General features: G+C 68.9%; 23 protein-coding genes and 1 pseudogene. 15 read left to right on the forward strand and 9 right to left on the reverse strand.

The genetic code is table 11. The features are described 5' to 3' along the window. Positions 1 to 21 precede the first annotated feature (21 nt). Complete coding sequence (locus tag RBB84_RS03915; protein ID WP_006552914.1) at positions 22 to 225, reverse strand: hypothetical protein; 204 nt, start codon at positions 223 to 225, stop codon at positions 22 to 24. 437 nt (positions 226 to 662) lie between these two features. Between RBB84_RS03915 and RBB84_RS03920 the strand changes: the two genes are divergently transcribed. The 3 genes from RBB84_RS03920 to RBB84_RS03930 are packed head-to-tail and all read left to right on the forward strand — an operon-like array spanning position 663 to position 3,544. After that, the gene (locus RBB84_RS03920) at positions 663 to 1,790 is read left to right on the forward strand and encodes a Re/Si-specific NAD(P)(+) transhydrogenase subunit alpha (RefSeq protein WP_006552915.1); all 1,128 of its coding nucleotides are present in this window, start codon (positions 663 to 665) and stop codon (positions 1,788 to 1,790) included. Continuing rightward, positions 1,791 to 2,120, forward strand: a complete 330-nt coding sequence (locus RBB84_RS03925; protein WP_006552916.1) for an NAD(P) transhydrogenase subunit alpha — start codon at positions 1,791 to 1,793, stop codon at positions 2,118 to 2,120. Then, a complete protein-coding gene (locus RBB84_RS03930) occupies positions 2,120 to 3,544 on the forward strand; it encodes an NAD(P)(+) transhydrogenase (Re/Si-specific) subunit beta (RefSeq protein WP_064256614.1) in 1,425 nt (474 codons plus the stop codon). Before RBB84_RS03925 ends, RBB84_RS03930 begins: the two co-directional genes overlap by 1 nt. Before the next feature lie 43 nt (positions 3,545 to 3,587). Here the strand turns inward: RBB84_RS03930 and RBB84_RS03935 are convergent, their stop codons facing one another. Genes RBB84_RS03935 through pdhA form a run of 4 tightly spaced genes read right to left on the reverse strand, consistent with a single transcriptional unit; the run spans position 3,588 to position 8,195 of the window. After that, on the reverse strand, positions 3,588 to 4,757 hold the full coding sequence (locus RBB84_RS03935; RefSeq protein ID WP_082921056.1) for an MFS transporter: 1,170 nt from the start codon (positions 4,755 to 4,757) through the stop codon (positions 3,588 to 3,590). A 31-nt stretch (positions 4,758 to 4,788) separates the two neighbouring features. Beyond that, a complete protein-coding gene (locus RBB84_RS03940) occupies positions 4,789 to 6,108 on the reverse strand; it encodes a dihydrolipoamide acetyltransferase family protein (protein WP_064256613.1) in 1,320 nt (439 codons plus the stop codon). Between the two features lie 9 nt (positions 6,109 to 6,117). Continuing rightward, positions 6,118 to 7,101, reverse strand: a complete 984-nt coding sequence (locus RBB84_RS03945; protein WP_254584092.1) for an alpha-ketoacid dehydrogenase subunit beta — start codon at positions 7,099 to 7,101, stop codon at positions 6,118 to 6,120. Then, positions 7,098 to 8,195, reverse strand: coding sequence for a pyruvate dehydrogenase (acetyl-transferring) E1 component subunit alpha (gene pdhA / locus RBB84_RS03950; protein ID WP_064256666.1), 1,098 nt, complete (start codon positions 8,193 to 8,195; stop codon positions 7,098 to 7,100). The genes RBB84_RS03945 and pdhA overlap by 4 nt, the downstream gene beginning before the upstream one ends. Before the next feature lie 166 nt (positions 8,196 to 8,361). On the opposite strand from pdhA, the gene RBB84_RS03955 reads away from it, so the two are divergent. Further along, the gene (locus RBB84_RS03955) at positions 8,362 to 8,850 is read left to right on the forward strand and encodes an Lrp/AsnC ligand binding domain-containing protein (protein WP_019288945.1); all 489 of its coding nucleotides are present in this window, start codon (positions 8,362 to 8,364) and stop codon (positions 8,848 to 8,850) included. 4 nt (positions 8,851 to 8,854) lie between these two features. On the opposite strand, the gene RBB84_RS03960 is transcribed toward RBB84_RS03955, so the two are convergent. Then, positions 8,855 to 9,328 carry a thioesterase family protein gene (locus RBB84_RS03960; RefSeq protein WP_024103679.1) on the reverse strand — a complete coding sequence of 158 codons (474 nt, stop codon included), beginning with the start codon at positions 9,326 to 9,328 and terminating at the stop codon, positions 8,855 to 8,857. 184 nt (positions 9,329 to 9,512) lie between these two features. Between RBB84_RS03960 and RBB84_RS03965 the strand changes: the two genes are divergently transcribed. Together RBB84_RS03965 and RBB84_RS03970 are read left to right on the forward strand one after the other, a co-directional pair. Then, positions 9,513 to 10,352, forward strand: a complete 840-nt coding sequence (locus RBB84_RS03965; RefSeq protein WP_006552551.1) for a sulfurtransferase — start codon at positions 9,513 to 9,515, stop codon at positions 10,350 to 10,352. A 141-nt stretch (positions 10,353 to 10,493) separates the two neighbouring features. Then, positions 10,494 to 10,850, forward strand: coding sequence for a hypothetical protein (locus tag RBB84_RS03970; RefSeq protein WP_064256611.1), 357 nt, complete (start codon positions 10,494 to 10,496; stop codon positions 10,848 to 10,850). A gap of 28 nt (positions 10,851 to 10,878) precedes the next feature. Here the strand turns inward: RBB84_RS03970 and RBB84_RS03975 are convergent, their stop codons facing one another. After that, positions 10,879 to 11,697, reverse strand: coding sequence for a shikimate 5-dehydrogenase (locus RBB84_RS03975; protein ID WP_024103681.1), 819 nt, complete (start codon positions 11,695 to 11,697; stop codon positions 10,879 to 10,881). 104 nt (positions 11,698 to 11,801) lie between these two features. Between RBB84_RS03975 and RBB84_RS03980 the strand changes: the two are divergent. Then, a pseudogene (locus RBB84_RS03980) lies at positions 11,802 to 12,017 on the forward strand (enoyl-CoA hydratase/isomerase family protein); the annotation flags it as partial. Here RBB84_RS03980 and RBB84_RS03985 read toward each other — a convergent pair. Together RBB84_RS03985 and RBB84_RS03990 are read right to left on the reverse strand one after the other, a co-directional pair. Further along, entirely contained in the window at positions 12,015 to 12,686 is a 672-nt protein-coding gene (locus RBB84_RS03985; RefSeq protein ID WP_064256610.1) for an HNH endonuclease family protein, read from the reverse strand. The pseudogene RBB84_RS03980 and the gene RBB84_RS03985 sit on opposite strands and share 3 nt — an antisense overlap. Before the next feature lie 70 nt (positions 12,687 to 12,756). Continuing rightward, a complete protein-coding gene (locus tag RBB84_RS03990; protein ID WP_064256609.1) occupies positions 12,757 to 13,680 on the reverse strand; it encodes an NADP-dependent oxidoreductase in 924 nt (307 codons plus the stop codon). Between the two features lie 49 nt (positions 13,681 to 13,729). Between RBB84_RS03990 and RBB84_RS03995 the strand changes: the two genes are divergently transcribed. From RBB84_RS03995 to RBB84_RS04030, 8 genes are all read left to right on the forward strand, one after another. After that, positions 13,730 to 16,537 carry a DEAD/DEAH box helicase gene (locus RBB84_RS03995; RefSeq protein WP_064256665.1) on the forward strand — a complete coding sequence of 936 codons (2,808 nt, stop codon included), beginning with the start codon at positions 13,730 to 13,732 and terminating at the stop codon, positions 16,535 to 16,537. Next, positions 16,538 to 17,308 carry an SWIM zinc finger family protein gene (locus RBB84_RS04000; RefSeq protein ID WP_064256608.1) on the forward strand — a complete coding sequence of 257 codons (771 nt, stop codon included), beginning with the start codon at positions 16,538 to 16,540 and terminating at the stop codon, positions 17,306 to 17,308. It abuts the gene before it with no gap. 108 nt (positions 17,309 to 17,416) lie between these two features. After that, positions 17,417 to 17,968: a DUF1360 domain-containing protein gene (locus RBB84_RS04005; protein ID WP_006552558.1), complete on the forward strand. Its 552-nt coding sequence runs from the start codon at positions 17,417 to 17,419 to the stop codon at positions 17,966 to 17,968. A gap of 191 nt (positions 17,969 to 18,159) precedes the next feature. Next, complete coding sequence (locus RBB84_RS04010; protein WP_064256607.1) at positions 18,160 to 19,692, forward strand: CoA-acylating methylmalonate-semialdehyde dehydrogenase; 1,533 nt, start codon at positions 18,160 to 18,162, stop codon at positions 19,690 to 19,692. A gap of 11 nt (positions 19,693 to 19,703) precedes the next feature. Then, on the forward strand, positions 19,704 to 20,858 hold the full coding sequence (locus RBB84_RS04015; RefSeq protein WP_064256606.1) for an acyl-CoA dehydrogenase family protein: 1,155 nt from the start codon (positions 19,704 to 19,706) through the stop codon (positions 20,856 to 20,858). Continuing rightward, positions 20,855 to 21,919 carry an enoyl-CoA hydratase/isomerase family protein gene (locus tag RBB84_RS04020; RefSeq protein WP_064256605.1) on the forward strand — a complete coding sequence of 355 codons (1,065 nt, stop codon included), beginning with the start codon at positions 20,855 to 20,857 and terminating at the stop codon, positions 21,917 to 21,919. The genes RBB84_RS04015 and RBB84_RS04020 overlap by 4 nt, the downstream gene beginning before the upstream one ends. Further along, positions 21,916 to 22,824: a 3-hydroxyisobutyrate dehydrogenase gene (gene mmsB / locus RBB84_RS04025; RefSeq protein ID WP_064256604.1), complete on the forward strand. Its 909-nt coding sequence runs from the start codon at positions 21,916 to 21,918 to the stop codon at positions 22,822 to 22,824. Before RBB84_RS04020 ends, mmsB begins: the two co-directional genes overlap by 4 nt. Continuing rightward, positions 22,821 to 23,597, forward strand: coding sequence for an enoyl-CoA hydratase (locus RBB84_RS04030; protein WP_006552563.1), 777 nt, complete (start codon positions 22,821 to 22,823; stop codon positions 23,595 to 23,597). Before mmsB ends, RBB84_RS04030 begins: the two co-directional genes overlap by 4 nt. Positions 23,598 to 23,631 lie beyond the last annotated feature (34 nt).

Here is a 23,631-nt window from a genome sequence, read left to right on the forward strand (position 1 = left end):
GGGCCAGGTTAGGTGCTCGGGTCAGGAGGGATCCGGGATCGGGTGCTCCCTGCCGCATCGCGGGCACGGTTCCTCCTCGGAGGTGAGCATCGCCCCGCAGTCGGGGCAGAGGAGATGGAGCCAGCAGACCGGGTCGCCGCCGAGGTCGGCCGTGCCGGGGTCGTCGTCGACCGTGAAGTCGGCGGGCGTGTCGTTCGCGGGGTCCTTCCGAGGTTCGTGTGTCACGGACACCCCCCTACGCGGGCTGCCGGACGAGCGCAAAGGCCGGGTCCGGTGACCGAGTATCTGAATCGATTCCGAAGTGTTCTGAATCGGTACACACCGCCGTTCGGTACACACGGAACGAATCTGTTTGCACTCCGCCTTCTTTCGCATCGGGGGCCGCTCCCGGGCCGTTTTCGGGACCGATTCCGATCGTCCTGCACGGTCTTGCTCACCGGAGGAAAATGGCATTTGTGAGGTGAGCTGCCTCACAAACTTGCGCCGTCTTGCTGTTCGGACTCGATTCAGATGATCTGACCAGGTTGCGAGGTCACGGGAGGGCACGGTAGGTCTGCTTAAGCCTTTCAGTGCATGACAGGCCGTCACATGGCCTTCGATAACGCATCTTTCGCCGCCGATCGCGGCACGACGCGCACTTTCATCGACGCAGGAGTCAAGAATTGAGTACCGAAGGATCGAACACGGGGAGCGGAGCGCACCGCCGTCCGACCGTCGGCGTGGTTCGTGAGACGAACGACGGGGAACGGCGGGTCGCGCTCGTGCCGAAGATCGTGCCCTCCTTGATCGGCAAGGGTCTCGACGTCGTCGTCGAGTCCGGTGCCGGCCAGGGCGCGCTGATTCCGGATGCGGCCTACAAGGAAGCCGGCGCGACCGTCGGCGACGCCTGGTCCGCCGACATCGTCGTCAAGGTCGCTCCGCCGAGCGACGCCGAGATCGCCCACCTGAAGTCCGGCCAGCGCCTGATCGGCTTCCTCGCCCCGCGCAACGCAGACAACCAGATCGGCGCCCTCACGCAGGCCGGAGTCGAGGCGTACGCCGTCGAGGCCATTCCGCGTATCTCCCGCGCGCAGGTCATGGATGCCCTGTCGTCGCAGGCGAACGTCGCCGGCTACAAGGCCGTGCTGGTCGCGGCGAGCGAATCCACCCGCTTCTTCCCGATGCTCACCACCGCCGCCGGCACCGTGAAGCCGGCGACCGTGCTGGTGCTCGGGGTGGGCGTCGCGGGTCTGCAGGCGCTGGCCACGGCGAAGCGTCTCGGTGGCCGCACCACCGGTTACGACGTGCGTCCCGAGGTCGCCGACCAGGTCCGGTCGGTCGGTGCCCAGTGGCTCGACCTCGGCATCGACGCCGCGGGTGAGGGCGGCTACGCACGCGAGCTCACCGAGGCCGAGCGGGCCCAGCAGCAGCAGGCGCTCGAAGACGCCATCAAGGGCTTCGACGTCGTCATCACCACAGCGCTCGTGCCGGGCCGCCCGGCGCCGCGCCTGGTGACCGCCGCCGCGGTCGAGGGGATGAAGCCGGGTTCGGTCATCGTCGACCTCGCCGGCGAGACCGGCGGCAACTGCGAACTCACTGAGCCGGGGCAGACCGTCGTCAAGCACGACGTGACCATCTGCTCGCCGCTCAACCTGCCCGCGACGATGCCGGAGCATGCCTCCGAGCTCTACTCGAAGAACGTGTACGCGCTGATCGAGCTGCTCCTCGACGAGTCGGGTGCCCTGGCCCCGGACTTCTCCGACGAGATCCTCGAGGCCGCCTGCGTGACGCGTTCGAAGGAGAACTCCTAGATGTACAACGAACTACTCGCGAACATCGCGATTCTGGTCCTGGCCGGATTCGTCGGTTTCGCCGTCATCTCCAAGGTGCCGAACACGCTGCACACGCCGCTGATGTCGGGCACCAACGCGATCCACGGCATCGTCGTGCTCGGCGCTCTCGTCGTGCTCGGTCATCTCCCCGGTGATGCCCACTGGGGCATCAAGATCATCCTGTTCGTCGCTCTGGTCTTCGGCACCCTGAACGTCGTCGGTGGCTTCGTCGTCACCGACCGCATGCTCGGGATGTTCAAGCAGCGCAAGGACTCCCCGGCTGCACAGAAGAAGGGGGCTGACGCCTGATGGGCTACCTCGTCTCGGTCCTGTACATCATCGCCTTCGCGATGTTCATCTACGGTCTGTCGGGTCTGACGGGCCCGAAGACCGCAGTCCGCGGCAACTACATCGCCGCCGTCGGTATGTTCATCGCGGTCGTCGCGGTGCTCATCGACATCCGTGACACGGAGAACTGGGGTCTGATCATCGGCGGTCTGGCTGTCGGCATCATCCTCGGCGTCCCGCCGGCACTGAAGACCAAGATGACGGCAATGCCGCAGCTGGTCGCGCTGTTCAACGGCGTCGGTGGTGGCACCGTCGCACTCATCGCGTGGGCCGAATATCTCGAGTCCACCAGCTTCACGACGTTGGACGACGACCCGACCGTGGTCATGATCGTCGGTTCACTGTTCGCCGCGATCATCGGCTCGATCTCGTTCTGGGGTTCGCTCGTCGCCTTCGCGAAGCTGCAGGAACTGCTGAACAAGAATCTCGAGCGCAAGCTCGTCGCGTCGGCGAAGCTGTTCCAGCTCGCCAACATCGTGCTCGTCCTCGCGTCGATCGCCATCGCCGTCTACATCGGCATCAGCGCCGACGGTGACCCGCTGGCCTCGTGGTGGATCCTGGCGCTGCTCATTGCCGCCGGTCTGATGGGTCTGTTCGTCGTGCTGCCGATCGGTGGCGCCGACATGCCGGTCGTCATCTCGCTGCTCAACGCCCTGACGGGTCTGTCGGCAGCAGCTGCCGGTCTCGCGCTGAACAACCAGGCCATGATCGTCGCGGGCATGATCGTCGGTGCTTCGGGCACGATCCTGACCAACCTCATGGCCAAGGCCATGAACCGGTCGATCCCCGCGATCGTCTTCGGCGCCTTCGGTGGCGGCGAGGCGGCGGCTGGCGTGGCCTCGGCCTCCGGTGGCACGGTCAAGGCCACCTCGGCCTCGGACGCCGCCATCCAGATGGCGTACGCCAACCAGGTCATCGTCGTCCCCGGCTACGGTCTGGCCGTCGCCCAGGCGCAGCACGCCGTCAAGGAGATGGCAGCGCTGCTCGAGGACCGCGGTGTCGAGGTCAAGTACGCGATCCACCCGGTCGCCGGTCGTATGCCCGGCCACATGAACGTCCTGCTCGCCGAGGCCGACGTCGAATACGACGCGATGAAGGAGATGGACGACATCAACGGCGAGTTCGGCCGCACCGATGTCACCATCGTCATCGGCGCGAACGACGTCACCAACCCGGCTGCCCGCCTGGACTCGACGAGCCCGATCTACGGCATGCCGATCCTCAACGTCGACCAGTCGAAGTCGGTCATCGTGCTCAAGCGCTCGATGAGCTCCGGTTACGCCGGTATCGACAACCCGCTGTTCACCGCCGACAACACCTCGATGCTGTTCGGTGACGCGAAGAAGATGGTCTCGGAGGTCACCGAGGAACTGAAGGCCCTGTAGGCCTTCCGGACCTGTCGCTGCTCCGTCACGGCGCCCACGCGGATCACCGCGTGGGCGCCGTCGGCGTCAGTACGGGAGCCAGCAGTGCGGCGAGGAGCACGCATGCGAGCGGTACGACCATCGCCGTCGTGAGGGAGGTCGCCTCGGCGATCCATCCGATGCACGCAGGGCCGGCCAGGAAACCCAGATAACCCAGACCGACGACGCGGGACATGTTCGCGCCGGGGGATCCCGAATCGAGATTGCCCGCGGCGCTGAACAGCTGCGGGAGGGCACCGGACAACCCCAGGCCGAACAATGCCCATCCGGCGAGTGTGAGGACCAGCCACGGCGACAGTGCCACGGCGCCGATCCCGACCGCGGCGACCAGCGTTCCGTACCGGATGACGGCGGCGCTGCCGAACCGGGCGGTGACCCGGTCGGCGACGAAGCGCCCGATCGTCATGGTCGCCGAGAACGCACCGAACGCGAGCGCGGCCACCGACTCCGGACTGCCGAGCCGTTCCTGCACCTGCAGCGCGCTCCAGTCGTTCGCGACCCCCTCGCACAGCATCAGCGCGAACGCCACACCTCCGAGCAGCACCACGCGGCGCGAGTAACCGGCCCGGGGCCCCGGTGACGACGATCGGATCGGCGGCTCCGTCCGGACGAGGCGCGGCCCCGCCCGGCCCACCACCGCGGCCGCGACGACCCCGGCGACCGCGAGCGTGAGCGCGGGGCGAACCCCGGCGGCCAGGGCGGCCGCGCCCACCAGCGACCCGGTGATCCCGCCCGCGGAGAACAACCCGTGGAAGGCCGACATGATCGGTCGCCGGTACCGCTGTTCGACCACGACCGCCTGGGAGTTCATCGACACGTCCAGCGCGCCGTTCGCGAAACCGAACACTGCGAGAGCGAGTCCGAGCTGCCACGGCGCCGCGGCCAGGCCCGGCCCGACCACCGTCAGAGACAGCATCAGAACGAAGACGATCGTCGTGCGGTGGCTACCGATCCGGTCGGCGAGCCGACCCGTCACGTGCATCCCGCCGAGCGCCCCGAGGGCGAGCAGCAACAGCAACGATCCGAGTGCCGCGTGATCGATGCCCACCCGTTCCCGGATCGCCGGGATGTGGACGACCCACAGGGCGAGCAGGAAGCCGTTGAGCCCGAAGATCGCGAACACCGCCGCCCGGGCGTGCGTGAGCCGGTCCGTCGTCCGTTGCGAATCCACCACGTGGAGGCACGCTACCGAGCGTTCGCGGCCCCTACGTATCGGCGAGCAGCATGGGCACGGGATCGCCGAGGAACGCACCGATCGTCGCGAGTGCCCGTCCCGCCTGCTCCCCGTCGACGAGCCGATGGTCGAACGACAGCGACAACGTGACCACCTTCCGGATCGCGAGAGCACCGTCCACGACCCACGGGCGGTCGGAGATCGCTCCGACGGCGAGGATCGCCGACTCGCCGGGATTGAGGATCGGTGTTCCCCCGTCCACCCCGAACACCCCGACGTTCGTCACCGAGACCGTCGAACCCGTCAGCTCGGACGGCGTGGAGCGGCCCGTCCGCGCGCGGTCGGCGACCTCGGCGATCGACCGGGCCAGACGCGGCAACGACAGGCGCTGGGCCTCCCGGACCACGGGGACCTTCAGGCCGTCGGAGGTCGCAGTGGCGATCCCGAGATGCACGTCGTGGTGGAGCACGATCTCGCCCGTGTCGTCGTCCCAGTGCGCATTGAGCGACGGCTCGTCAGCGATCGCGTGCAACAGCGCGCGGGTGACGATGCTCAGCGCCGTCGGACGGACGCCTTCGAAGGCCGGCGACGCGCGCAGGGTCGACACCAGGTCGACGGTGGCGGTCGCGTCGCACGTGAGGAAGACGCTCGCGTGCGGGGCGGTGAAGGCGCTGCGGGAGACGGCCTCGGCGGTCCGCTTGCGCACCCCTCCGACGGGTATCCGCGTGGTCCGTTCGGGGGACGGCTCAGGGGCGGGTGAGTGTGGTCGTTCGGCGGTGGGTTCTTCGCCGTGGCCTGCGGTAGGTTCGTCGCCGTGTCCGGCGGTGCGCCGCACGTCGTCGCGCGTGATCACACCGCCGCGGCCGGTGCCCGTCACCGTGTCCAGATCGACCTCGAGGAGAGCCGCGAGTTTGCGTGCGCCGGGCTTCGCGTCGGGTCGTGCGGGAGGGGGATCACCGTCGCGGGCACGACCGGCGTCCGCCGAGGCACGGCGGGTCGCACGTCTGCTCTGCGGGGCGTCGCCGGGTCCGTATCCGACGAGCACCGACGGTCGGGACGGGCCGTCGCTGTCACCGGCCGGTTCGGCGGGTCCGTCCTCGGTCGCGATCCGCAGCAGGGGTGCCCCGACCGGCACCGTCTGTCCCGGCTCGACCAGCAGTTCCTCGACCGTGCCGCCATAGGGCGACGGCAGTTCCACCGTGGCCTTGGCGGTTTCGACCTCCCCGATGACCTGGTTGAGTTCGACACGATCGCCGACCGCGACGACCCAGTGCACCCAGTCCGCTTCGGTGAGTCCCTCACCGAGATCGGGAAGACGGAATTCCTCTACTGCGCGTGTGGGATTCGTCATCGGTGCGCCTCACGCTGCGAGTGCGCGGTCGACCGCGTCGAGGATGCGATCCGGGTCGGGACGGTGGTGGGATTCGAGTTTGGCCGGGGGATAGGGGATGTCGAATCCGCCGACCCGCAGGACCGGTGCCTCGAGCTGGTAGAAGCACCGCTCGGTCGTGCGGGCGGCGATCTCCGCGCCGATGCCGCAGAAGACCGGCGCCTCCTGCACGACGACGAGCCGGCCGGTCCGCCGCACCGACGCCTCGATCGTGTCGAAGTCGATAGGGGACAGCGACCTCAGATCGACGATCTCGAGCGAATGTCCTTCCGCTTCGGCGATCTCGGCTGCGCGTAGCGCGGTGGCGACCAGCGCACCGAAGGTCACGATCGTCGCGTCCGAACCGGACCGGACGACCCGCGCGGACGTGAGCGGCAGGTCGGGTGCGGTTTCCGTGTCGATCTCACCGCGTTCCCAGTAGCGGTGCTTCGGTTCGAGGAAGATCACCGGGTCGTCGAGCGCGACGGCCTGCTGGATCATCCAGTACGCATCGGGCGGGGTGCTCGGGCTCACGACACGCAGACCTGCGGTGTGGGTGAAGTACACCTCCGGTGATTCCGAATGATGTTCGACCGCACCGATGCCGCCGCCGTAGGGGATTCGAACGGTGAGCGGGGCCACCACGGCACCGGCCGTGCGGTAGTGGATCTTCGCGACCTGCGAGACGATCTGGTCGAAGGCTGGATAGACGAAGCCGTCGAACTGGATCTCGCACACGGGTCGGTAGCCGCGCAGCGCCATCCCGAAGGCCGTTCCCACGATCCCGGATTCGGCGAGGGGAGTGTCGATCACGCGACCCTCACCGAAATCCTTCTGCAGGGTGTCGGTGATGCGGAAGACGCCGCCGAGGGTGCCGACGTCCTCCCCCATGATGACGACCTTGGGGTCGCGTTCGAGTGCGCGGCGGAGTCCGGCGTTGAGGGCACCGCCGAGGGTCATCGTCGTGGTGGTCATCGTCGCGCCTCCTCCGTGGGGCCGAAACTCGCCAGATACTCGGCGTAGTCCGCACGTTCCTGTTCGACGAGCGGATGCTCGGTGGCGTAGACGTGGTCGAACAGGGCAGCGGGTTCGGGGTCGGGCATCCCGAGCGTGCCGCGCCGGAGCCGCATCGCGGCATCGTCGGCAGTGGTCCGGACCTCGTCGAAGAAGTCGTCGTCGGCGTGCCCTTCGCGTTCGAGCAGTCGTCGCAGCCGATCGATGGGGTCGCGTGCCTGCCACTCCTCGAGATCGGCGGGTGTGCGGTAGCGGGTGGGGTCGTCGGAGGTCGTGTGCGGGCCCATGCGGTAGGTGAGTGCCTCGATGAAGAACGGACCGGCACCCTCGCGGGCATGCCGGACGGCACGCCGGGTCACCGCCAGGACTGCGAGGACGTCGTTGCCGTCGACCTGCACGGCCGGCATCCCGAATCCGGCGGCGCGCCGGGCGAGGGGGACCGGACTCTGCACGTGGGTGGGCACGCTGATCGCCCAGTGGTTGTTCTGGCAGATGAACACCACGCCGACACCCCAGCTGACCGAGAAGACCATGGCCTCCGAGAGGGCGCCCTGGCTCGTGGCGCCGTCGCCGAAGTACACGACGGTGGCGATCTCGGCTCCGTCGAGCTTCGCGCCCATCGCGTAACCGGTGGCGTGCAGGCCCTGGGCTCCGACGACGATGGCCGGGTTGGTGGTGGCGACCGTCTGCGGATCCCATCCGGACAGGCCGCACCCACGCCACAGGCGGGTCATGTCGGCGGGGTCGACCCCGCGGCACAACGCGACGGCGTGCTCGCGGTAGCTGGTGAAGACGTAGTCGTCGGGCGCGAGTGCCCGGGCCGAGCCGACCTGCGCGGCCTCCTGGCCCTGGAGCGGCGCCCAGAGGCCGAGCTCACCCTGCCGTTGGAGCGCCGTGGCTTCCGCGTCGACGCGTCGCGCGACGACCATGTCGAGGTAGAGCCCGCGCAGTTCGTCGGGGCCGACGTCGGCGACGAGTGCGCCGTACTCGGTGTCGAGGACGCGTCGCCCGTCGGGTTGGATCAACTGGACCGGATAAGCGGTCGGTACAACCATCGGATCACCTCGTCGGTGCGGATCCAGCGTGCCCTCGTGAGGCCCGACCGGATGATGTGTGCCGTACATCACATCATCCGGGCAATTCGCGCGTGCGCAATCGATCCGCTCCCAACCGTGCAGAAAGCACGGTTTCGGGGTGCTCCTAGCTGGCAGACTGCGGAAAATGACCAGTCTGGATGCCACCGATGCGCGTCTGCTGCTCGAACTCACGCGCACACCACGGGCCACGGGAGTCGAGCTGGCGCAGCGTCTCGGGTTGTCCCGCAACACCGTCCAGGCGCGCCTTGCCCGATGGGAGGCCGAGGGCGTGCTCGCCTCGTTCGACCGGCGGGTGGATCCCGTCAGCCTGGGTTATCCGCTCGCCGCCTACGTGGCGACCCGGGTCGATCAGCACCGTCTCGACGAGGTCGTCGACGAACTCGCACAGATCCCCGAGGTCACCGAGGTCTACGGGCTGACCGGGCAGATCGACCTGTCGGTGAAGGTGGTCGCCCGTGACGCCGACGACCTCTATCGGCTCGCGGGCCGGATCCTGAAGATCCGCGGCGTCGAGCGCACGGACATGTCGCTGGTCATGCAGGACCTCGTCCCGCAGCGCACAGCTCCGCTGCTGAACCGGGCGGCCGGGCGCAGCGGAGACGAGGCGACGTAGGGCGTCAGCGGCCCGCGTTCGGGGTGGCCAACTGGGCGGCGGCCTTGCGGATCTGATCGGGGATCGGGACGGGGCGGCGCGTCTGCGGATCGACGTAGACGTGGACGAACCGGCCGGTCGCCGCCGGGATCAGGGTGTCGTCGGCCTCCCGGAAGATTGCGAGCGAATAGGTGATCGACTGTGTGCCCAGACGTTCGACCGCCAGTCCGACCTGCAGGCGGTCGGGGAAGGACAGCTCGGCGAGATAGCGGCAGGAGGTCTCGGCCACGACCCCGATCGCGTCGAGTTCGCGGATGTCGACACCGGTGGTGGAGATGAGCCACCCGTTGACCGCCGAGTCGAAGTACGAGTAGTACGTGACGTTGTTGACGTGGCCGTAATGGTCGTTGTCGGCCCAACGCGTCTGCATGGGCCACAACACCGGGAACTGCTCCGGCTCAGGCGGGGCGGCTGGGCTCGTCGGTTGGCGGTTGCTCACGTCTCGACGATAGTGCTCTCCGCACGTCAAATCAGACCAACCCCCACGCCAATCCCGAACCGAGACGCAAAACCCCCGAATCGGACGTGCACAGGGCGTGTCCGCCCGCCGGGGTCGTCCCGGCACGCACGGCGTGTCGCCCCAAAGCCGGAACGGCGTGTGCCGTTCGTGTCAGGATCGGGTCATGTCCGATACCCCCGTTCTTCTCTCCACCGTCGAACTCGCCGAGATGATCGAGCAGGGCCGGTCGCCGGTGATACTCGACGTCCGCTGGGCACTCGGCGACAGACACGGACGGGACCGATTCCACGAGGGGCACATCAGCGGAGCGGTCTACGTCGACCTGGACGAGGATCTCGCCGATCCGCCCGCACCCGAGCTCGGTCGTCATCCGCTGCCCGACATCGACCGTTTCCAGGCCATCGCACGCCGGTGGGGGATCGACGACGGTGCTCTCGTCGTCGCATACGACGACAGCGGCGATCTCGCCGCGGCCCGCGCGTGGTGGCTGTTGCGCTGGGCGGGGCACTCCGAGGTGCGATTGCTCGACGGCGGACTGCAGGCGTGGATCGCCGGCGGGCACCCTCTCGCCGCAGGACCGGGCGGCGAGAAGAAGCCCGGCAACGTGACGTTGAGCCCCGGCCACATGCCCACCATCGGTCCCGACGAGGCCGCGACCTACGCCACCCACGGAGTTCTGCTCGATGCGCGCGCCCACGCGCGGTACCGCGGCGACGAGGAGCCGGTGGATCGCCGGGCGGGCCACATCCCCGGCGCAGTCAGCGCGCCGACCACCGAGAACCTCCGTCAGGACGGGTCGTTCCTGCCCGCGGATCAGATCGCGCACCGCTTCTCGACGCTGGGCGTGAAGCGCACCGACGTCGCCGTGTACTGCGGATCGGGAATCAACGCCGCACACGAGATCGCCGCGCTCGAGATCGCGGGCATCGACGCCGCGCTGTATCCGGGTTCGTGGTCGCAGTGGTCGGCGGATCCGAAGCGGGAGGTCGCCACCGGCAGTTGAGCGGCGATCCGCCGGCCGATGCGCAGTTCTCGTCGACAATTCGTAACATCGCCGACGAGAACTGCACTCCGGAGGCGGGACCACCGGTCGTGAATGGGACTCGCGGAGTATCCCGGAGAAACGGCCGGCAAATTAACGCAAATGAAACATTTCGCCCGAGGTCGTACGGCTGCCACGGTAGGTGCTGCAGTCCTGGCGACCCTGCTCGGAGCGATCGTCGCCCACCTCGTCGAGGCCGCACCGGTGATCGCCGGCGAGTGCGAGGCGACCTACGGCGTCGACCTCGGCCCGTTCTTCACCGGCTGGTTCGTCGGCGACCTGGGGGGCGACACCGAGACCACCACGTTCGTGTTCCAGTCGGCGCGAACGGCCGCATGGGTCAACAACTTCGGTCTGCAGAACCCCGCCACGCACGACATCACCCGCGTCGAGATGAACGTCGCGGTCGATGCCGCCACCGTGGTGCTCGACGGTCTCGAACAGGGCCGGATCGTCTGACGGCCGAGTCCTCCCCGGTCCCGACCGTTCAGGAGCGGGAGTACTCCGACGCGCGGCGCACCTGCTCGCGCGTCGGGGTCACCCCCGTGTAGAGCTCGAACTGCAGTGCCGCCTGCAGCGCGATGACCTCGTCGCCCGTGATCACCGGGATGTCGTGCTCGCGGGCGAATCGGACGAGCGGGGTGTCCGGCGGCACGGCCACGACGTCGAAGACCGTCGACGCTGCGGCGACGAAGTCGTGGGGCAGCGGCAGGTCGACCGATTCGGCACCGCCCGCCATCCCGATCGGAGTGGCGTTGACGATCAGCCCGGGTGCGACGTCGCTCGTGTCGGCGCGCCATTCGTAGCCGTACTTGCGCGCGAGCGGCCGTCCGGTGTCCTCGTTGCGCGCGACGATCGTTCCGTCGGTGAATCCGTTGTGGCGCAGCGCCGCTGTCACCGCCTTCGCCATGCCGCCGCTGCCCACCACCGTGACGGGCAGGGCGGAATCGACGCCGTGCTCGACGAGCAGATCGCTCACCGCCTGGTAGTCGGTGTTGTAAGCGTGCAGGACGCCGTCGTCGTTGACGATCGTGTTCACGGACTCGATGGCCCGCGCCGAATCGTGCAGCACGTCGACGAGGGGCAGCACGGCTTCCTTGAACGGCATCGACACCCCGGCGCCGCGGATGCCCAGGCCGCGTATCCCCGCCACGGCATCCTCGATGTTCACGGGCGCGAACGCCTTGTAGACGAAGTCGAGGCCGAGTTCCTCGTAGAGATGGTTGTGGAACCGGGTGCCGATGTTGCTGGGACGGCCGGACATCGAGATGCACAGCCGGGTGTCCTTGGAGATGCGCTCGAGCATTTGCTCACCGTAGACCCTACATGTTCGGAAACAGCGATTTTCTCAGGAGAGCACGTTGTTCCCACAACAAAGAACAAGATACTGTCCGATGCAAGGGAGACGATCTGGGTGCAGGAGGACTGAGATTCGAACGGGAAGGCGCGATCGTCTGGTGCATCATCGACCGGCCCGCAGCGCGCAACGCGTTCACCCCGGCGATGTACTGCGGACCCGAACGTGCGGTGCGACTGGTCGATTCCGATCCCGACCTCGCCGCCCTCGTCATCTCCGCCGTCAACGGCATCTGCCAGGCGGGGAGACTGCTGGTCGCGATGATGTCACGGGCACGACTCCGCCGCGCCCACCAAGGCACGGTGGTCGTCGACCGTGATCGGCAACGCGTAGCGCACCGCCACGGTCAGGTACCGGCCGGCGAACCAGCAGCGGTAACCGGGAGCCGGTGGCAGCCACTGGGCCGGCGTGCCGTCGCGCTTGTCGAGGTTGGCCTGCCCGTCGACAGCGACGAGGTTGTAGGTGATGTCGTTCGCGAACCGGAGTCGACGTTCGGCGGGCCATGCGGCGGCACCGAGATCCCAGGCCGCGGCGAGCGGATAGATGTGATCGATGTGCACGGCGTTCGCCTCGGCACGCCGGAACTCCACGCGCGCACCGGTGTACGGATCGTTCAGGACCCCACTCGTCACGACACAGTCGTCGCTACCGGCTCGGAAGGTGGGGGAGGCGAGGTCGCGCGCGAGGACGTTGTTGCGGGTGTCGCAGCCGTCGTGCCCGCCGGCACCGGGGTGGTCGTCGGACCAGGCCGGACCGAACACGCATCGCTCGCCCGGTCCGCAGCCCCGCTGATAGCCGGGCACCTTTCGGCGCTGATCGACCACCGTCACCTGCTCGAGCAGGGCATGCACCTCGGCTCGGGTGGGGCTGCCCGGCACCGTCACGGACCCCGGCGCGGTGCGGTCCCACAGCCAGGACACCACCACCGCGACCACCACTGCCGCCACCCACCACGTCGCGTTCCCCCCACGCACGCGGCGATCCTGGCACGCCCTGCCGACAGGATCTTCAGGGCACGGTGACGACGATCTTCCCGCCGGCGTGCCCGGACTCGACGAGTTCCAGCGCAGCCCCGGCCTCGGTGAGCGGGAAGGTCCGCTCGACGCGCGGCGTCAGGACACCACGCTCGACGAGCGCCGCGACATGTTCGAACACCTCCCGGGTCCGTCGCCGCGTGATTCCCGAACCGCCCAGCTCCTCCGCGCGTGCAGGGTCGGCGACACTCACGACCCGTTCCGGCGCCCGCGTCAGCGCGACCGCCCGCTCGAGTACGTCGCCGCCGACGAGGTCGACGACCGCGGTCACCGCCCCGCACCGTTCCGCGGTGGCCGCGACTCGCGCGTCGAACCCGTCGCCGGACTCGATCCACCTTCCGCCGCACGATTCGACGAGCTCCCGTTTCCCCGCGCTCGTCACGCCGAGCACAGCGGCACCTGCGGCGTGCGCGAGCCGCGTCGTCGCCGACCCGACGCCACCACCGGCACCCAGGACGAGGACGGTGTCCGCATCGACGATCTCGAGGTGCTCGACGATGTCGAAGGCCGTTCCGGCCGCGACCGGGAGGGTCGCCGCCACCTCGAACGGCACCGACTCGGGCACGAGCGCGGCAGCCCGCGCGTCGACGAGGGTGTACTCGGCGTAGCCGCCGTAGCCCTCCGCGGTGGCCCCGAAGACGGCGTCGCCCGGCCGGAAGCCGGTGTCCGGACCGGCGGCCTCCACCACACCGGCGACCTCCCGGCCGAGGACCGCCGGGAAGTGCACCGTGACGCTGCCTGTGCGCCGTCCGGACCGCACCTTCCAGTCGGCGGGATTCACGCCCGCGGCCCGGACTGCCACGAGGAGTTGCCCCGGACCGGGCGATGGGACGGGGGTGTCGAACAGCTGCTGTGTCTCCGGACCGCCGTACTCCACGAAGCCGTATGCGCGTGCCATGGGACCCAGCCTGCCATCGGGGTCGGGTGCGGCTGGCACGATAGTGGGCATGTTGCACGGGCTGTGGTCACCGGGATCCGGCCTGATGCTGTGGTGGGACCCCGCCGCAGAGCCCGATCCCGACGCGCTGCCGTCTGCGCTGCGCCGGTGGATCGACCGCCCGTTCCGCCATCGCGTCACCCTCACCTTCCCCACGGAGACCGAGCCGAGCACGCTGCCCGCCGTCGCGGTCGCACCGGCGGACGCAGCCGAGCTTCTGCTGGACATGCCGCGGCGTCCCGGGGGTGTCGGCGGCGATCTGCGATATCTCGCGCACGTCGCCCGTGGCATCGAGAGGTGGGCGCAGGCCGGCCGGGTCGCACCGGAGCTCGTGCGTGTCGAGAAGCAGTGGTGGGCGCGGTGGCGCCTGCTCGGCGGCGAGAAGACGCGGGCCTGGTCCGCCGAACTCGCGGCCGCGATGTCTCCCGCGCAACGACAGCTCGGACGGCCCGTCGATCTCCTCGACGATCTGTGCCGCGAACTGACCGACCCCATCGTGCGCACCCTCCACGGCTCGTCGACCTCGCTGCACCCCCTCGTCGCTGCACTGGCCGAGGGCAGTCCCCATCCCCGCGGGACCCAGCGCATGGCCGATGCGCTCGAGGAATGGCGCGCCAGCCTCGCCGGATACGAACCCGACCTCGTGCTGCGCCTCGTCGAACCGGACGACGTCGACGACGGGGTCGGAGCCGACTCCATCTGGCGGCTCGAGGTGTGCCTGCGTCCGGAGGGACAGTCCCCGACGCCGCTGCCCGTCGAGGACACCGACCCGCACCTGCTCCAGATCGGCGTGCGCAAGCTCGGGATCGCGCTCCAGGCCTATCCTCGCCTGCAGGACGTGCCCCGCGATCCCGACAGTCTCGACCTGCTGCTGCCCACCCCGGTCGTCGTCGATCTCGTCGAGCACGGCGCCCGGGAGCTCGACGCCGCGGGCATCGCGGTGCTGCTGCCGCGCGCCTGGACCCGGGTCGATCCGTCCCTGCGTCTGCAGGTCGAGTCACCCGTCGCCCCCGTGAGCGCCGACGACAGCGTCGTCGGGATGAGCGCGATCGTCTCGTACGAATGGCAGCTCGCCGTCGGCGACATGCTGCTCACCCCGTCGGAGATGGAAGAGCTCGTCGCGGCCAACAGCGACCTGGTCAAACTGCGCGGCAAATGGGTGCGGGCAGATGCCGAGGCGCTGGCCCGCGCGGCCCGGTACGTCACCGCGCATTCCGCCGAGGATGCGACCCTCGGGTCGTTGTTCGCCCAGTTCACCGGCGACGATGCTCCGCCCGCGGAGGTCACCGAGATCTCCGCCTCCGGCTGGGTCGAGATGCTGCTCGACGGGCAGGCGCACCCCGAGCCCGTCCCCGTGCCGGCGGGACTGAACGCCGAACTGCGTCCCTACCAGCAGCGCGGCCTCGACTGGCTCGCGTTCATGAGCCGGCTCGGTCTCGGCGCCGTGCTCGCCGACGACATGGGCCTGGGCAAGACCATCCAGGTGCTCGCGCTGCTCGCCCACGAACGAGAGTCGGGCCTGCGGAACGCCCCGACCCTGCTGGTCTGCCCGATGTCGGTGGTGGGCAACTGGCAGCGTGAGGCCGAACGGTTCGTGCCCGACCTGCGGGTGCACGTCCACCACGGCGCCCAGCGGCTGAGCGGACCGGCGCTCGCCGCCGCTGCCGCCGACCACGACCTCGTGGTGACGACCTACGCCATCGCCGCCCGCGACGTCGCGCAGCTTGCGACGCTGACCTGGCAACGCGTGGTCCTCGACGAGGCCCAGCACGTGAAGAACACCGCGACCGCGCAGTCCCGCGCCACGCGCGCCGTGCCCGCGGCGCACCGGATCGCGCTCACCGGCACACCGGTGGAGAACCGGCTCGAGGAACTGCGCGCGATCCTGGACTTCGCGAATCCGTCCCTGCTCGGCAGCGCGGCGTCCTTCCGTGCCCGGTTCGCGGTGCCGATCGAGCGCGACCACGACGCCGTCGCCGCGGCACGGTTGCGGGCACTGTCCGCACCGTTCGTGATGCGCCGCGTCAAGACCGACCCCGACGTGATCTCCGATCTGCCCGAGAAGTTCGAGCAGACCGTGCGCGCCAACCTCACGGCCGAGCAGGCCGCCCTGTATCGGGCCGTCGTGGACGACATGATGCGCCGGATCCGGGACAAGGAGGGCATGGCCCGCAAGGGCGCGGTGCTCGCGGCGCTGACCCGGCTCAAGCAGGTGTGCAACCACCCCGCGCACTATCTGGGCGACGGCTCGCCCGTCCTGCGTCGCGGACGGCACCGCTCGGGCAAACTCGGCCTGGTCGAGGACATTGTCGAGTCGGTGCTGGCCGACGGCGAGAAGGTGTTGCTGTTCACGCAGTTCCGTGAGTTCGGTGAGCTCGTCGTGCCCTATCTCGAGGAGCGGTTCGCCACGACGGTGCCCTTCCTGCACGGGGGAGTGTCCAAGGGCCGGCGCGACGCGATGGTCGACGGCTTCCAGAGCGAGGGCGGACCGCCGATCATGGTGCTCTCGCTCAAGGCGGGCGGCACCGGACTGAACCTCACCGCCGCCAACCACGTCGTGCATCTCGACCGGTGGTGGAATCCGGCGGTGGAGAACCAGGCCACCGACCGTGCGTTCCGGATCGGGCAGCGTCGCGACGTCCAGGTCCGCAAGCTCGTCTGTGTGGGAACGGTGGAGGAGCGTATCGACGAGATGCTCACCGGCAAGCAGGAACTGGCCGAGATTGTGGTCGGGGCAGGGGAGAACTGGATCACCGAGCTGTCCACCGATCAGCTGCACTCCCTGCTCACCCTCGGCGACGACGCGGTGGGGGACTAGATGGCACGGAGCAACGTACGCCGCTACGGCACGGCCCGCCGGATCGACGGCGGCATCGAGGCGCGCACCAAGCGGGGCTCGATCGGCCGCAGCTGGTGGTCGAAGGAACTGATCTCGGCGATGGAGGAGGTCGCCGAGAAGGGGCGACTGACGCGGGGCCGTGCGTATGCACGCGCCGGCCAGGTGATCTCCATGCGGCTCGAACCCGGAGCGGCCGTCGGCGACGTGCAGGGCAGTCAACTCACCCCGTTCACCTCGGCGGTGCGGGTGCGCACGCTCGACGAGGAGGCGGTGGGAGACCTCGTCTCGCTCGTCCGCTCGTCGCCGGGCATGCTGGCGCGACTTGCGGCGGGCATCCTTCCCGAGGAACTCGGATCGGCCCTCCTCCCGCGACGCGCGGGTGAACTCGACTTCGACTGCACCTGCCCCGACGACGGGTGGCCCTGCAAGCACGCCGCGGCCGTCGCCTACCTGCTCGCAGAACACGTCGACGACCAACCGTTCGCGGTCCTGACCCTGCGCGGGGTGGACCTCGCGACGCTGATCGGCGGCGTCGACGATGCGGACGCCGACGAAGAGGTGGCCGCGGCGCGGGACTTCTACGGCGACGACACCGAGTTGTCCGAGCTGCCCACGGAACGGTTCCGTCCCGCGCTCGAGGACCTCGATCCGATGCTGCTGCGCCGCGCGTTGCGGGCCGGCGGAACCGACGAAGCCGTGGTGATCCGGGGGATCATCGACCTCGAGGATCTCTACCGCCGCATGCGTTGACCTCGATCGGTCGCCGGTGGTTGTGTCGTCCGTCCCCGGGGTATGCCGCCCGTGAAGGTGACGGCTCCGGTCGCGCCACCGACAGCACAGGCCACGAGTGGAGGATTCATGCGGACTCCGGAAGCATCGTCGACAGCGCGGGAGAACGCCGAACGTGCGGTCGATGCGGTCCAGCAGGAGGCCGACACCTATCGGAACGGGGAGGATCGGCCCCTCGGTGGATATGCGGTGCTCATGTCCGTGTACCTCACCACTGTCGGCACGCTCGGCGCCGTCGCGGCAAAGCGCGGGCGGCCGATGCCGAAGCCCGATGCCGGCGATCTCGTGGTGACCGCGCTCGCGAGCCACAAGGTCTCCCGGATCGTGAGCAAGGCGGCGGTGACCAGTCCCGTCCGCGCACCGTTCACGAAGTTCGACGGCCCCGGTGGTCCGGCCGAGGTGATGGAGCAGCCCCGCAAGTCGTCGCGGGTCCGTCACGCCGTCGGGGAACTGCTGGCCTGCCCCTTCTGCCTCGACCTGTGGACGGTGACGGCGATGGTCTTCGGCCGCGTCTACGCTCCGAATCTCACGCGTCTGGTGGCGGGTTCGTTCGCGGCGCTGACCGGAGCCGACTTCCTGCACCTGGCGTACGCGAAGGCGCAGCAGATCGCCGAGGGCTGATATCGGCCCCTCGAGCATCGGCCCCTCGCGCATCGACCGTGCGTGAGGGTGCCGGCCGATCCGGTCCGGTGTGACGGTAGACATACGTGGACTTCCAACTATAGGATGAGCGAAGACTTCGGGCCTGAGCCCGTTCGTGCCGAAATCGCACACCCCACGTCATCGCACACCAGTAAAGGACGGGATCGGACATGAGCGTTCGAGAATTGACCCACTTCGTCGGCGGGCAGCACGTCGCCGGCACCTCCGGCCGCTTCGCCGACGTCTTCGCCCCCAACACCGGAGAGGTCCAGGCCCGCGTGCCGCTCGCGGCCGACTCCGAGGTAGACGCCGTCATCGCCAACGCCACCGAGGCGCAGAAGGTGTGGGCGTCCTGGAATCCGCAGAAGCGCGTGCGCGTCCTCATGAAGTTCGTGTACCTCGTGCAGGAGAACATGGACGAGCTCGCCCACCTGCTGTCGAGCGAGCACGGCAAGACCGTCCCCGACGCGAAGGGCGACATCCAGCGCGGCCTCGAGGTGATCGAGGTCGCGATCGGCGCCCCGCACCTCCTCAAGGGTGAGTACACCGAGTCCGCAGGCGGCGGAATCGACGTGTACTCGATGCGTCAGCCCCTCGGCGTCGTCGCCGGTATCACCCCGTTCAACTTCCCGGCCATGATCCCGCTGTGGAAGGCCGGCCCGGCGCTCGCCGCCGGAAACGCGTTCGTGCTCAAGCCTTCCGAGCGCGACCCCTCGGTGCCGCTCCGCCTGGCCGAGCTGTTCCTCGAGGCCGGCCTGCCCGCCGGTGTGTTCAACGTCGTCAACGGCGACAAGAGCGCCGTCGACTACCTGCTCGACGACCCGCGCATCAAGGCGATCGGCTTCGTCGGCTCGACCCCCATCGCGCAGTACATCTACGAGACGGCCGCGAAGAACGGCAAGCGCGCACAGTGCTTCGGTGGTGCGAAGAACCACGCGATCGTCATGCCCGACGCCGACCTCGACCAGGTCGCGGACGCACTCGTCGGCGCCGCCTACGGCTCGGCCGGTGAGCGCTGCATGGCGCTGTCCGTCGCCGTCCCCGTGGGCGAGGAGACCGCGGATCGTCTCGTCGCCAAGCTCACCGAGCGCATCGCCGAACTGCGTATCGGCACCAGCTTCGACGAGAAGGCCGACTTCGGTCCGCTCGTGACCGCCGCCGCCCGCGACCGCGTGCACGGCTACATCGCCCAGGGCGTCGAAGAAGGCGCCGAGCTGGTCGTCGACGGCCGCGACTTCGTCCTCGAGGGCCACGAGAACGGCTTCTTCTCGGGCGCCACCCTGTTCGACAAGGTCACCCCCGAGATGTCCATCTACAAGGAGGAGATCTTCGGCCCCGTGCTCACCGTGGTGCGTGCGCGCGACTACGAGGACGCCCTGCGCCTGCCCACCGAGCACGAGTACGGCAACGGCGTCGCGATCTTCACCCGCGACGGCGACACCGCCCGCGACTTCGCGGCCCGCGTCGAGGTCGGCATGGTCGGCATCAACGTCCCCATCCCCGTCCCGATCGCGTACTACACCTTCGGCGGCTGGAAGGCCTCCGGCTTCGGCGACCTCAACCAGCACGGCCCCGACGCCTTCCGCTTCTACACCAAGACCAAGACGGTCACGCAGCGTTGGCCGTCCGGTGTCAAGGAAGGCGACATCGAGGGTGCGCACGTGGCCGACACCGACCACTTCGTCATCCCGACGATGAACTAGGCGGTCCATCGATGTTCGTTCTCACCGACGACGACCGGGCGATCCGCGACACCGCCCGGGACTTCGCCACCGAATATCTGGTCCCGAACGCGGTCGAATGGGACCAGAGCAAGCACTTCCCCGTGGACGTGCTGCGCAAGGCCGCCGAACTGGGCATGGGCGGGATCTACGTCCGCGAGGACGTGGGCGGATCGGGGCTGCGACGCCTCGACTCCGTCCGCATCTTCGAGGAGCTCGCGAAGGGCTGCCCGTCCATCGCCGCCTACATCTCCATCCACAACATGGTCACGTGGATGATCGACAAGTTCGGCAACGACGACCAGCGCAAGCAGTGGATCCCGAAGCTCTGCACGATGGAGCACCTCGCGAGCTACTGCCTCACCGAACCGGGCGCCGGATCCGATGCGGCGGCCCTGAGCACCAAGGCCGTTCGTGACGGCGACGAGTACGTGCTCACCGGAGTCAAGCAGTTCATCTCCGGGGCCGGTACGTCCGACGTCTACGTGGTCATGGCCCGCACCGGCGATACCGGCGCCCGCGGTATTTCGGCGTTCATCGTCCCGAAGGACACCACCGGGCTGTCCTTCGGCGCCAACGAGAAGAAGATGGGCTGGAACGCGCAGCCCACCCGCCAGGTCATCCTCGACGGCGCCCGCGTGCCCGCCGAGAACCTCCTCGGCACCGAGGGCGGCGGCTTCCGGATCGCCATGCACGGCCTCAACGGCGGCCGCATCAACATCGCCGCGTGCTCGGTGGGCGGCGGCCAGACCGCCCTCGACCGGGCGGTCGCCTACCTCGCCGAGCGCAAGGCATTCGGCGAGCGGCTGCTCGACTCGCAGGCGCTGCAGTTCCGCCTCGCCGACATGCGGATCGAACTCGAGGCCGCACGCACGATGCTGTGGCGTGCCGCCGACGCTCTCGACCGTGGCGCCGACGACGTCGTGGAGCTGTGCGCGATGGCCAAGCGCTTCGCCACCGACACCGGTTTCGAGGTCGCGAACGAGGCGCTGCAGTTGCACGGCGGATACGGTTACCTTGCCGAGTACGGGATCGAGAAGATCGTCCGCGACCTGCGCGTGCATCAGATCCTGGAAGGAACCAACGAGATCATGCGGGTGGTCGTCGCGCGGAGCGTGGTGGCCGCAGCGCAGAACGGAGCGGCATGACCGGGCAGGAACCCGAGATCCTCATCGACGTGAAGGACGGCATCGGCCGTATCACGCTCAACCGGCCCAAGGCCATCAACGCCCTCAACCACGCCATGGTCCTCGAGATGTCGAAGGCCCTGAGCGCGTGGGAGAACGACGATTCGGTGCGTGCCGTGCTGGTGCGCGGTGCCGGTGAGCGCGGCCTGTGCGCCGGCGGCGACATCGTCTCGATCTACCACGACGCCAAGGACGGCGGCACGGGATCGCAGGACTTCTGGCGCGACGAGTACATCCTCAACGCCGCCATCGGTCGTTACCCGAAGCCGTACATCGCGATCATGGACGGCATCGTCATGGGCGGCGGCGTCGGGATCTCGGCGCACGGCAACGTCCGGATCGTCACCGAACGCTCGAGCATCGCGATGCCCGAGACCGGAATCGGATTCGTTCCCGACGTCGGCGGCACCTACCTGCTCTCGCGCACCCCCGGCGAGATCGGCACGCACATCGCGCTGACCACCGGACGGATGAAGGCCGGCGACGCCGTCATCCTGGGCTTCGCCGACCACTACCTGCCGTCCGATTCGCTCGACAAGTTCGTCGCCGCACTCGAATCCGGCCCGCTCGAGGACGCGCTCGCCGAATACTCGCAGCCCGCACCGGAATCGGCGCTGCTCGGGCAGCGCGAATGGATCGACGCGGCGTACTCCGCCGACACCGTCGAGGAGATCGTCGAACGCCTTCGGGCTTCCGATGTTCCGGAGGCACGGGAGACCGCCGGCCAGGTGCTCGCGAAATCGCCTGTCGCGCTGAAGGTGACCCTCCGCTCGCTGCGTCACGCCCGGCAGCTCGGCAGCCTCGAAGAGGTGCTGAACAAGGAGTTCCGGGTCTCGACCGCCTCGCTGAAGTCGCACGACCTCGTCGAGGGCATCCGCGCACAGGTCGTCGACAAGGACCGCAACCCGCAGTGGTCGCCGGCGACCCTCGCCGATGTCACCGAGGCCGACGTCGACGCCTACTTCCAGCCGCTCGGCGATCTCGAACTCGGGCTCGCCGCTCCCAAGGAGAACGACCGATGAGTGAACTTCCCACCGTCGCCTTCCTCGGCCTCGGACACATGGGTGGGCCGATGGCCGCGAACCTCGTCCGCGCCGGGTACACAGTCAACGGTTACGACCCGGTTCCCGCTGCGCAGGAAGAGGCCACGAAGAACGGCATCACCGTCGCCGAGGCCGCGACCGACGCGATGCGCGGCGCCCAGGTCGTGATCACCATGCTGCCCAACGGCAAGCTCGTCCTCGACCTGTACGACGAGATCCTGCCTGCGGCCGAGGCGAACACGTTGTTCGTCGACAGCTCGACCATCGACGTCGCCGATGCCCGCGCGGCGGCGGAGAAGGCACGCAAGGCCGGTCACCGTGCCGTCGACGCCCCGGTCTCCGGCGGTGTCGCCGGTGCCGCCGCAGGCACCCTCGCGTTCATGGTCGGCGGCGGCGAGGACGACTTCGCCACCGCGAAGCCGCTGCTCGAGGCCATGGGACGTAAGATCGTCCACTGCGGCGGGTCGGGCAACGGCCAAGCCGCGAAGATCTGCAACAACATGATCCTGGGCATCTCGATGATCGCCATCAGCGAGGCGTTCGTCCTCGGTGAGAAGCTGGGCCTCGACAACCAGGCACTGTTCGACGTCGCGTCCAACGCGTCCGGTCAGTGCTGGGCGCTGACGAGCAACTGCCCGGTGCCGGGCCCCGTCCCGACCACCCCCGCGAACAACGACTACACGCCGGGCTTCGCGGCCGCGCTCATGGACAAGGATCTCGGACTGGCCGCGAACGCGGTGCGCGCCAACGGTGTCGAGGCCGAACTCGGACTGCGTGCAGCCGAGCTCTACCATCGTTTCAACACCGAGGGTGGTGGAGGACTCGACTTCTCCGCCATCATCACCGACATCCGAGACCGCTCGACCGTGAAGGACAGCCAGTGACCGATTTCGAGACCATCCTGCTCGACCGCAAAGGCCGCGTCGGCATCGTCACCCTCAACCGGCCGAAGGCGCTCAACGCCCTCAACAGCCAGTTGATGCGTGAGGTCGTCGCCGCCGTCGAGGAACTCGACGCGGACGACGAGATCGGTGCGATCCTGCTCACCGGCTCGGAGAAGGCGTTCGCCGCCGGCGCCGACATCAAGGAGATGGCTCCGAAGACCTTCGCCGAGGTCTACGCGGAAGACCTGTTCTCGCAGTGGGATCGGCTCTCGTCCGTCCGCAAGCCGATCGTCGCTGCGGTGTCGGGCTACGCGCTCGGTGGCGGTTGCGAGCTGGCGATGCTGTGCGACTTCATCATCGCGTCCGACACCGCCAAGTTCGGTCAGCCCGAGATCAAGCTCGGCGTCATCCCGGGCATCGGCGGATCGCAGCGTCTCACCCGCGCCGTGGGCAAGGCCAAGGCCATGGACATGTGCCTGACCGGCCGCAACATGGACGCCGAGGAGGCCGAGCGCGCCGGACTCGTCTCGCGCATCGTTCCCGCCGCCGAACTGTTCGACGTGGCGCTCGAGACGGCGACGACCATCGCGTCGATGTCGCTGCCGGTTGCGATCATGGCGAAGGAGGCCGTCAACCGGTCCTTCGAGACGACGCTGGCCGAGGGCGTGAAGTTCGAGCGCCGCGTGTTCCATTCGACGTTCGCCACCGCCGACCAGAAGGAAGGCATGGCGGCCTTCGTCGAGAAGCGCGCGCCGGAGTTCAAGCACGCCTGATCCGCACCACCCGTACACGACGAAGGGCCGCCCC

The sequence above is a fragment of the Rhodococcus sp. D-6 genome (assembly GCF_040256695.1).
Taxonomy (GTDB): domain Bacteria; phylum Actinomycetota; class Actinomycetes; order Mycobacteriales; family Mycobacteriaceae; genus Rhodococcus; species Rhodococcus pyridinivorans.

Coding starts and splice junctions, on each gene's coding strand:
- RBB84_RS03955 (WP_019288945.1), top strand. CDS start 8,362: ATGACCAGTCTGGATGCCACCGATGCGCGTCTGCTGCTCGAACTCACG.
- RBB84_RS03990 (WP_064256609.1), bottom strand. CDS start 13,680: ATGGCACGCGCATACGGCTTCGTGGAGTACGGCGGTCCGGAGACACAG.
- RBB84_RS04015 (WP_064256606.1), top strand. CDS start 19,704: ATGTTCGTTCTCACCGACGACGACCGGGCGATCCGCGACACCGCCCGG.
- RBB84_RS04005 (WP_006552558.1), top strand. CDS start 17,417: ATGCGGACTCCGGAAGCATCGTCGACAGCGCGGGAGAACGCCGAACGT.
- RBB84_RS04020 (WP_064256605.1), top strand. CDS start 20,855: ATGACCGGGCAGGAACCCGAGATCCTCATCGACGTGAAGGACGGCATC.
- RBB84_RS03930 (WP_064256614.1), top strand. CDS start 2,120: ATGGGCTACCTCGTCTCGGTCCTGTACATCATCGCCTTCGCGATGTTC.
- mmsB (WP_064256604.1), top strand. CDS start 21,916: ATGAGTGAACTTCCCACCGTCGCCTTCCTCGGCCTCGGACACATGGGT.
- RBB84_RS04000 (WP_064256608.1), top strand. CDS start 16,538: ATGGCACGGAGCAACGTACGCCGCTACGGCACGGCCCGCCGGATCGAC.
- RBB84_RS03940 (WP_064256613.1), bottom strand. CDS start 6,108: ATGACGAATCCCACACGCGCAGTAGAGGAATTCCGTCTTCCCGATCTC.
- RBB84_RS03945 (WP_254584092.1), bottom strand. CDS start 7,101: ATGACCACCACGACGATGACCCTCGGCGGTGCCCTCAACGCCGGACTC.
- RBB84_RS03970 (WP_064256611.1), top strand. CDS start 10,494: ATGAAACATTTCGCCCGAGGTCGTACGGCTGCCACGGTAGGTGCTGCA.
- RBB84_RS03925 (WP_006552916.1), top strand. CDS start 1,791: ATGTACAACGAACTACTCGCGAACATCGCGATTCTGGTCCTGGCCGGA.
- pdhA (WP_064256666.1), bottom strand. CDS start 8,195: ATGGTTGTACCGACCGCTTATCCGGTCCAGTTGATCCAACCCGACGGG.
- RBB84_RS03995 (WP_064256665.1), top strand. CDS start 13,730: ATGTTGCACGGGCTGTGGTCACCGGGATCCGGCCTGATGCTGTGGTGG.
- RBB84_RS03965 (WP_006552551.1), top strand. CDS start 9,513: ATGTCCGATACCCCCGTTCTTCTCTCCACCGTCGAACTCGCCGAGATG.
- RBB84_RS03975 (WP_024103681.1), bottom strand. CDS start 11,697: ATGCTCGAGCGCATCTCCAAGGACACCCGGCTGTGCATCTCGATGTCC.
- RBB84_RS04010 (WP_064256607.1), top strand. CDS start 18,160: ATGAGCGTTCGAGAATTGACCCACTTCGTCGGCGGGCAGCACGTCGCC.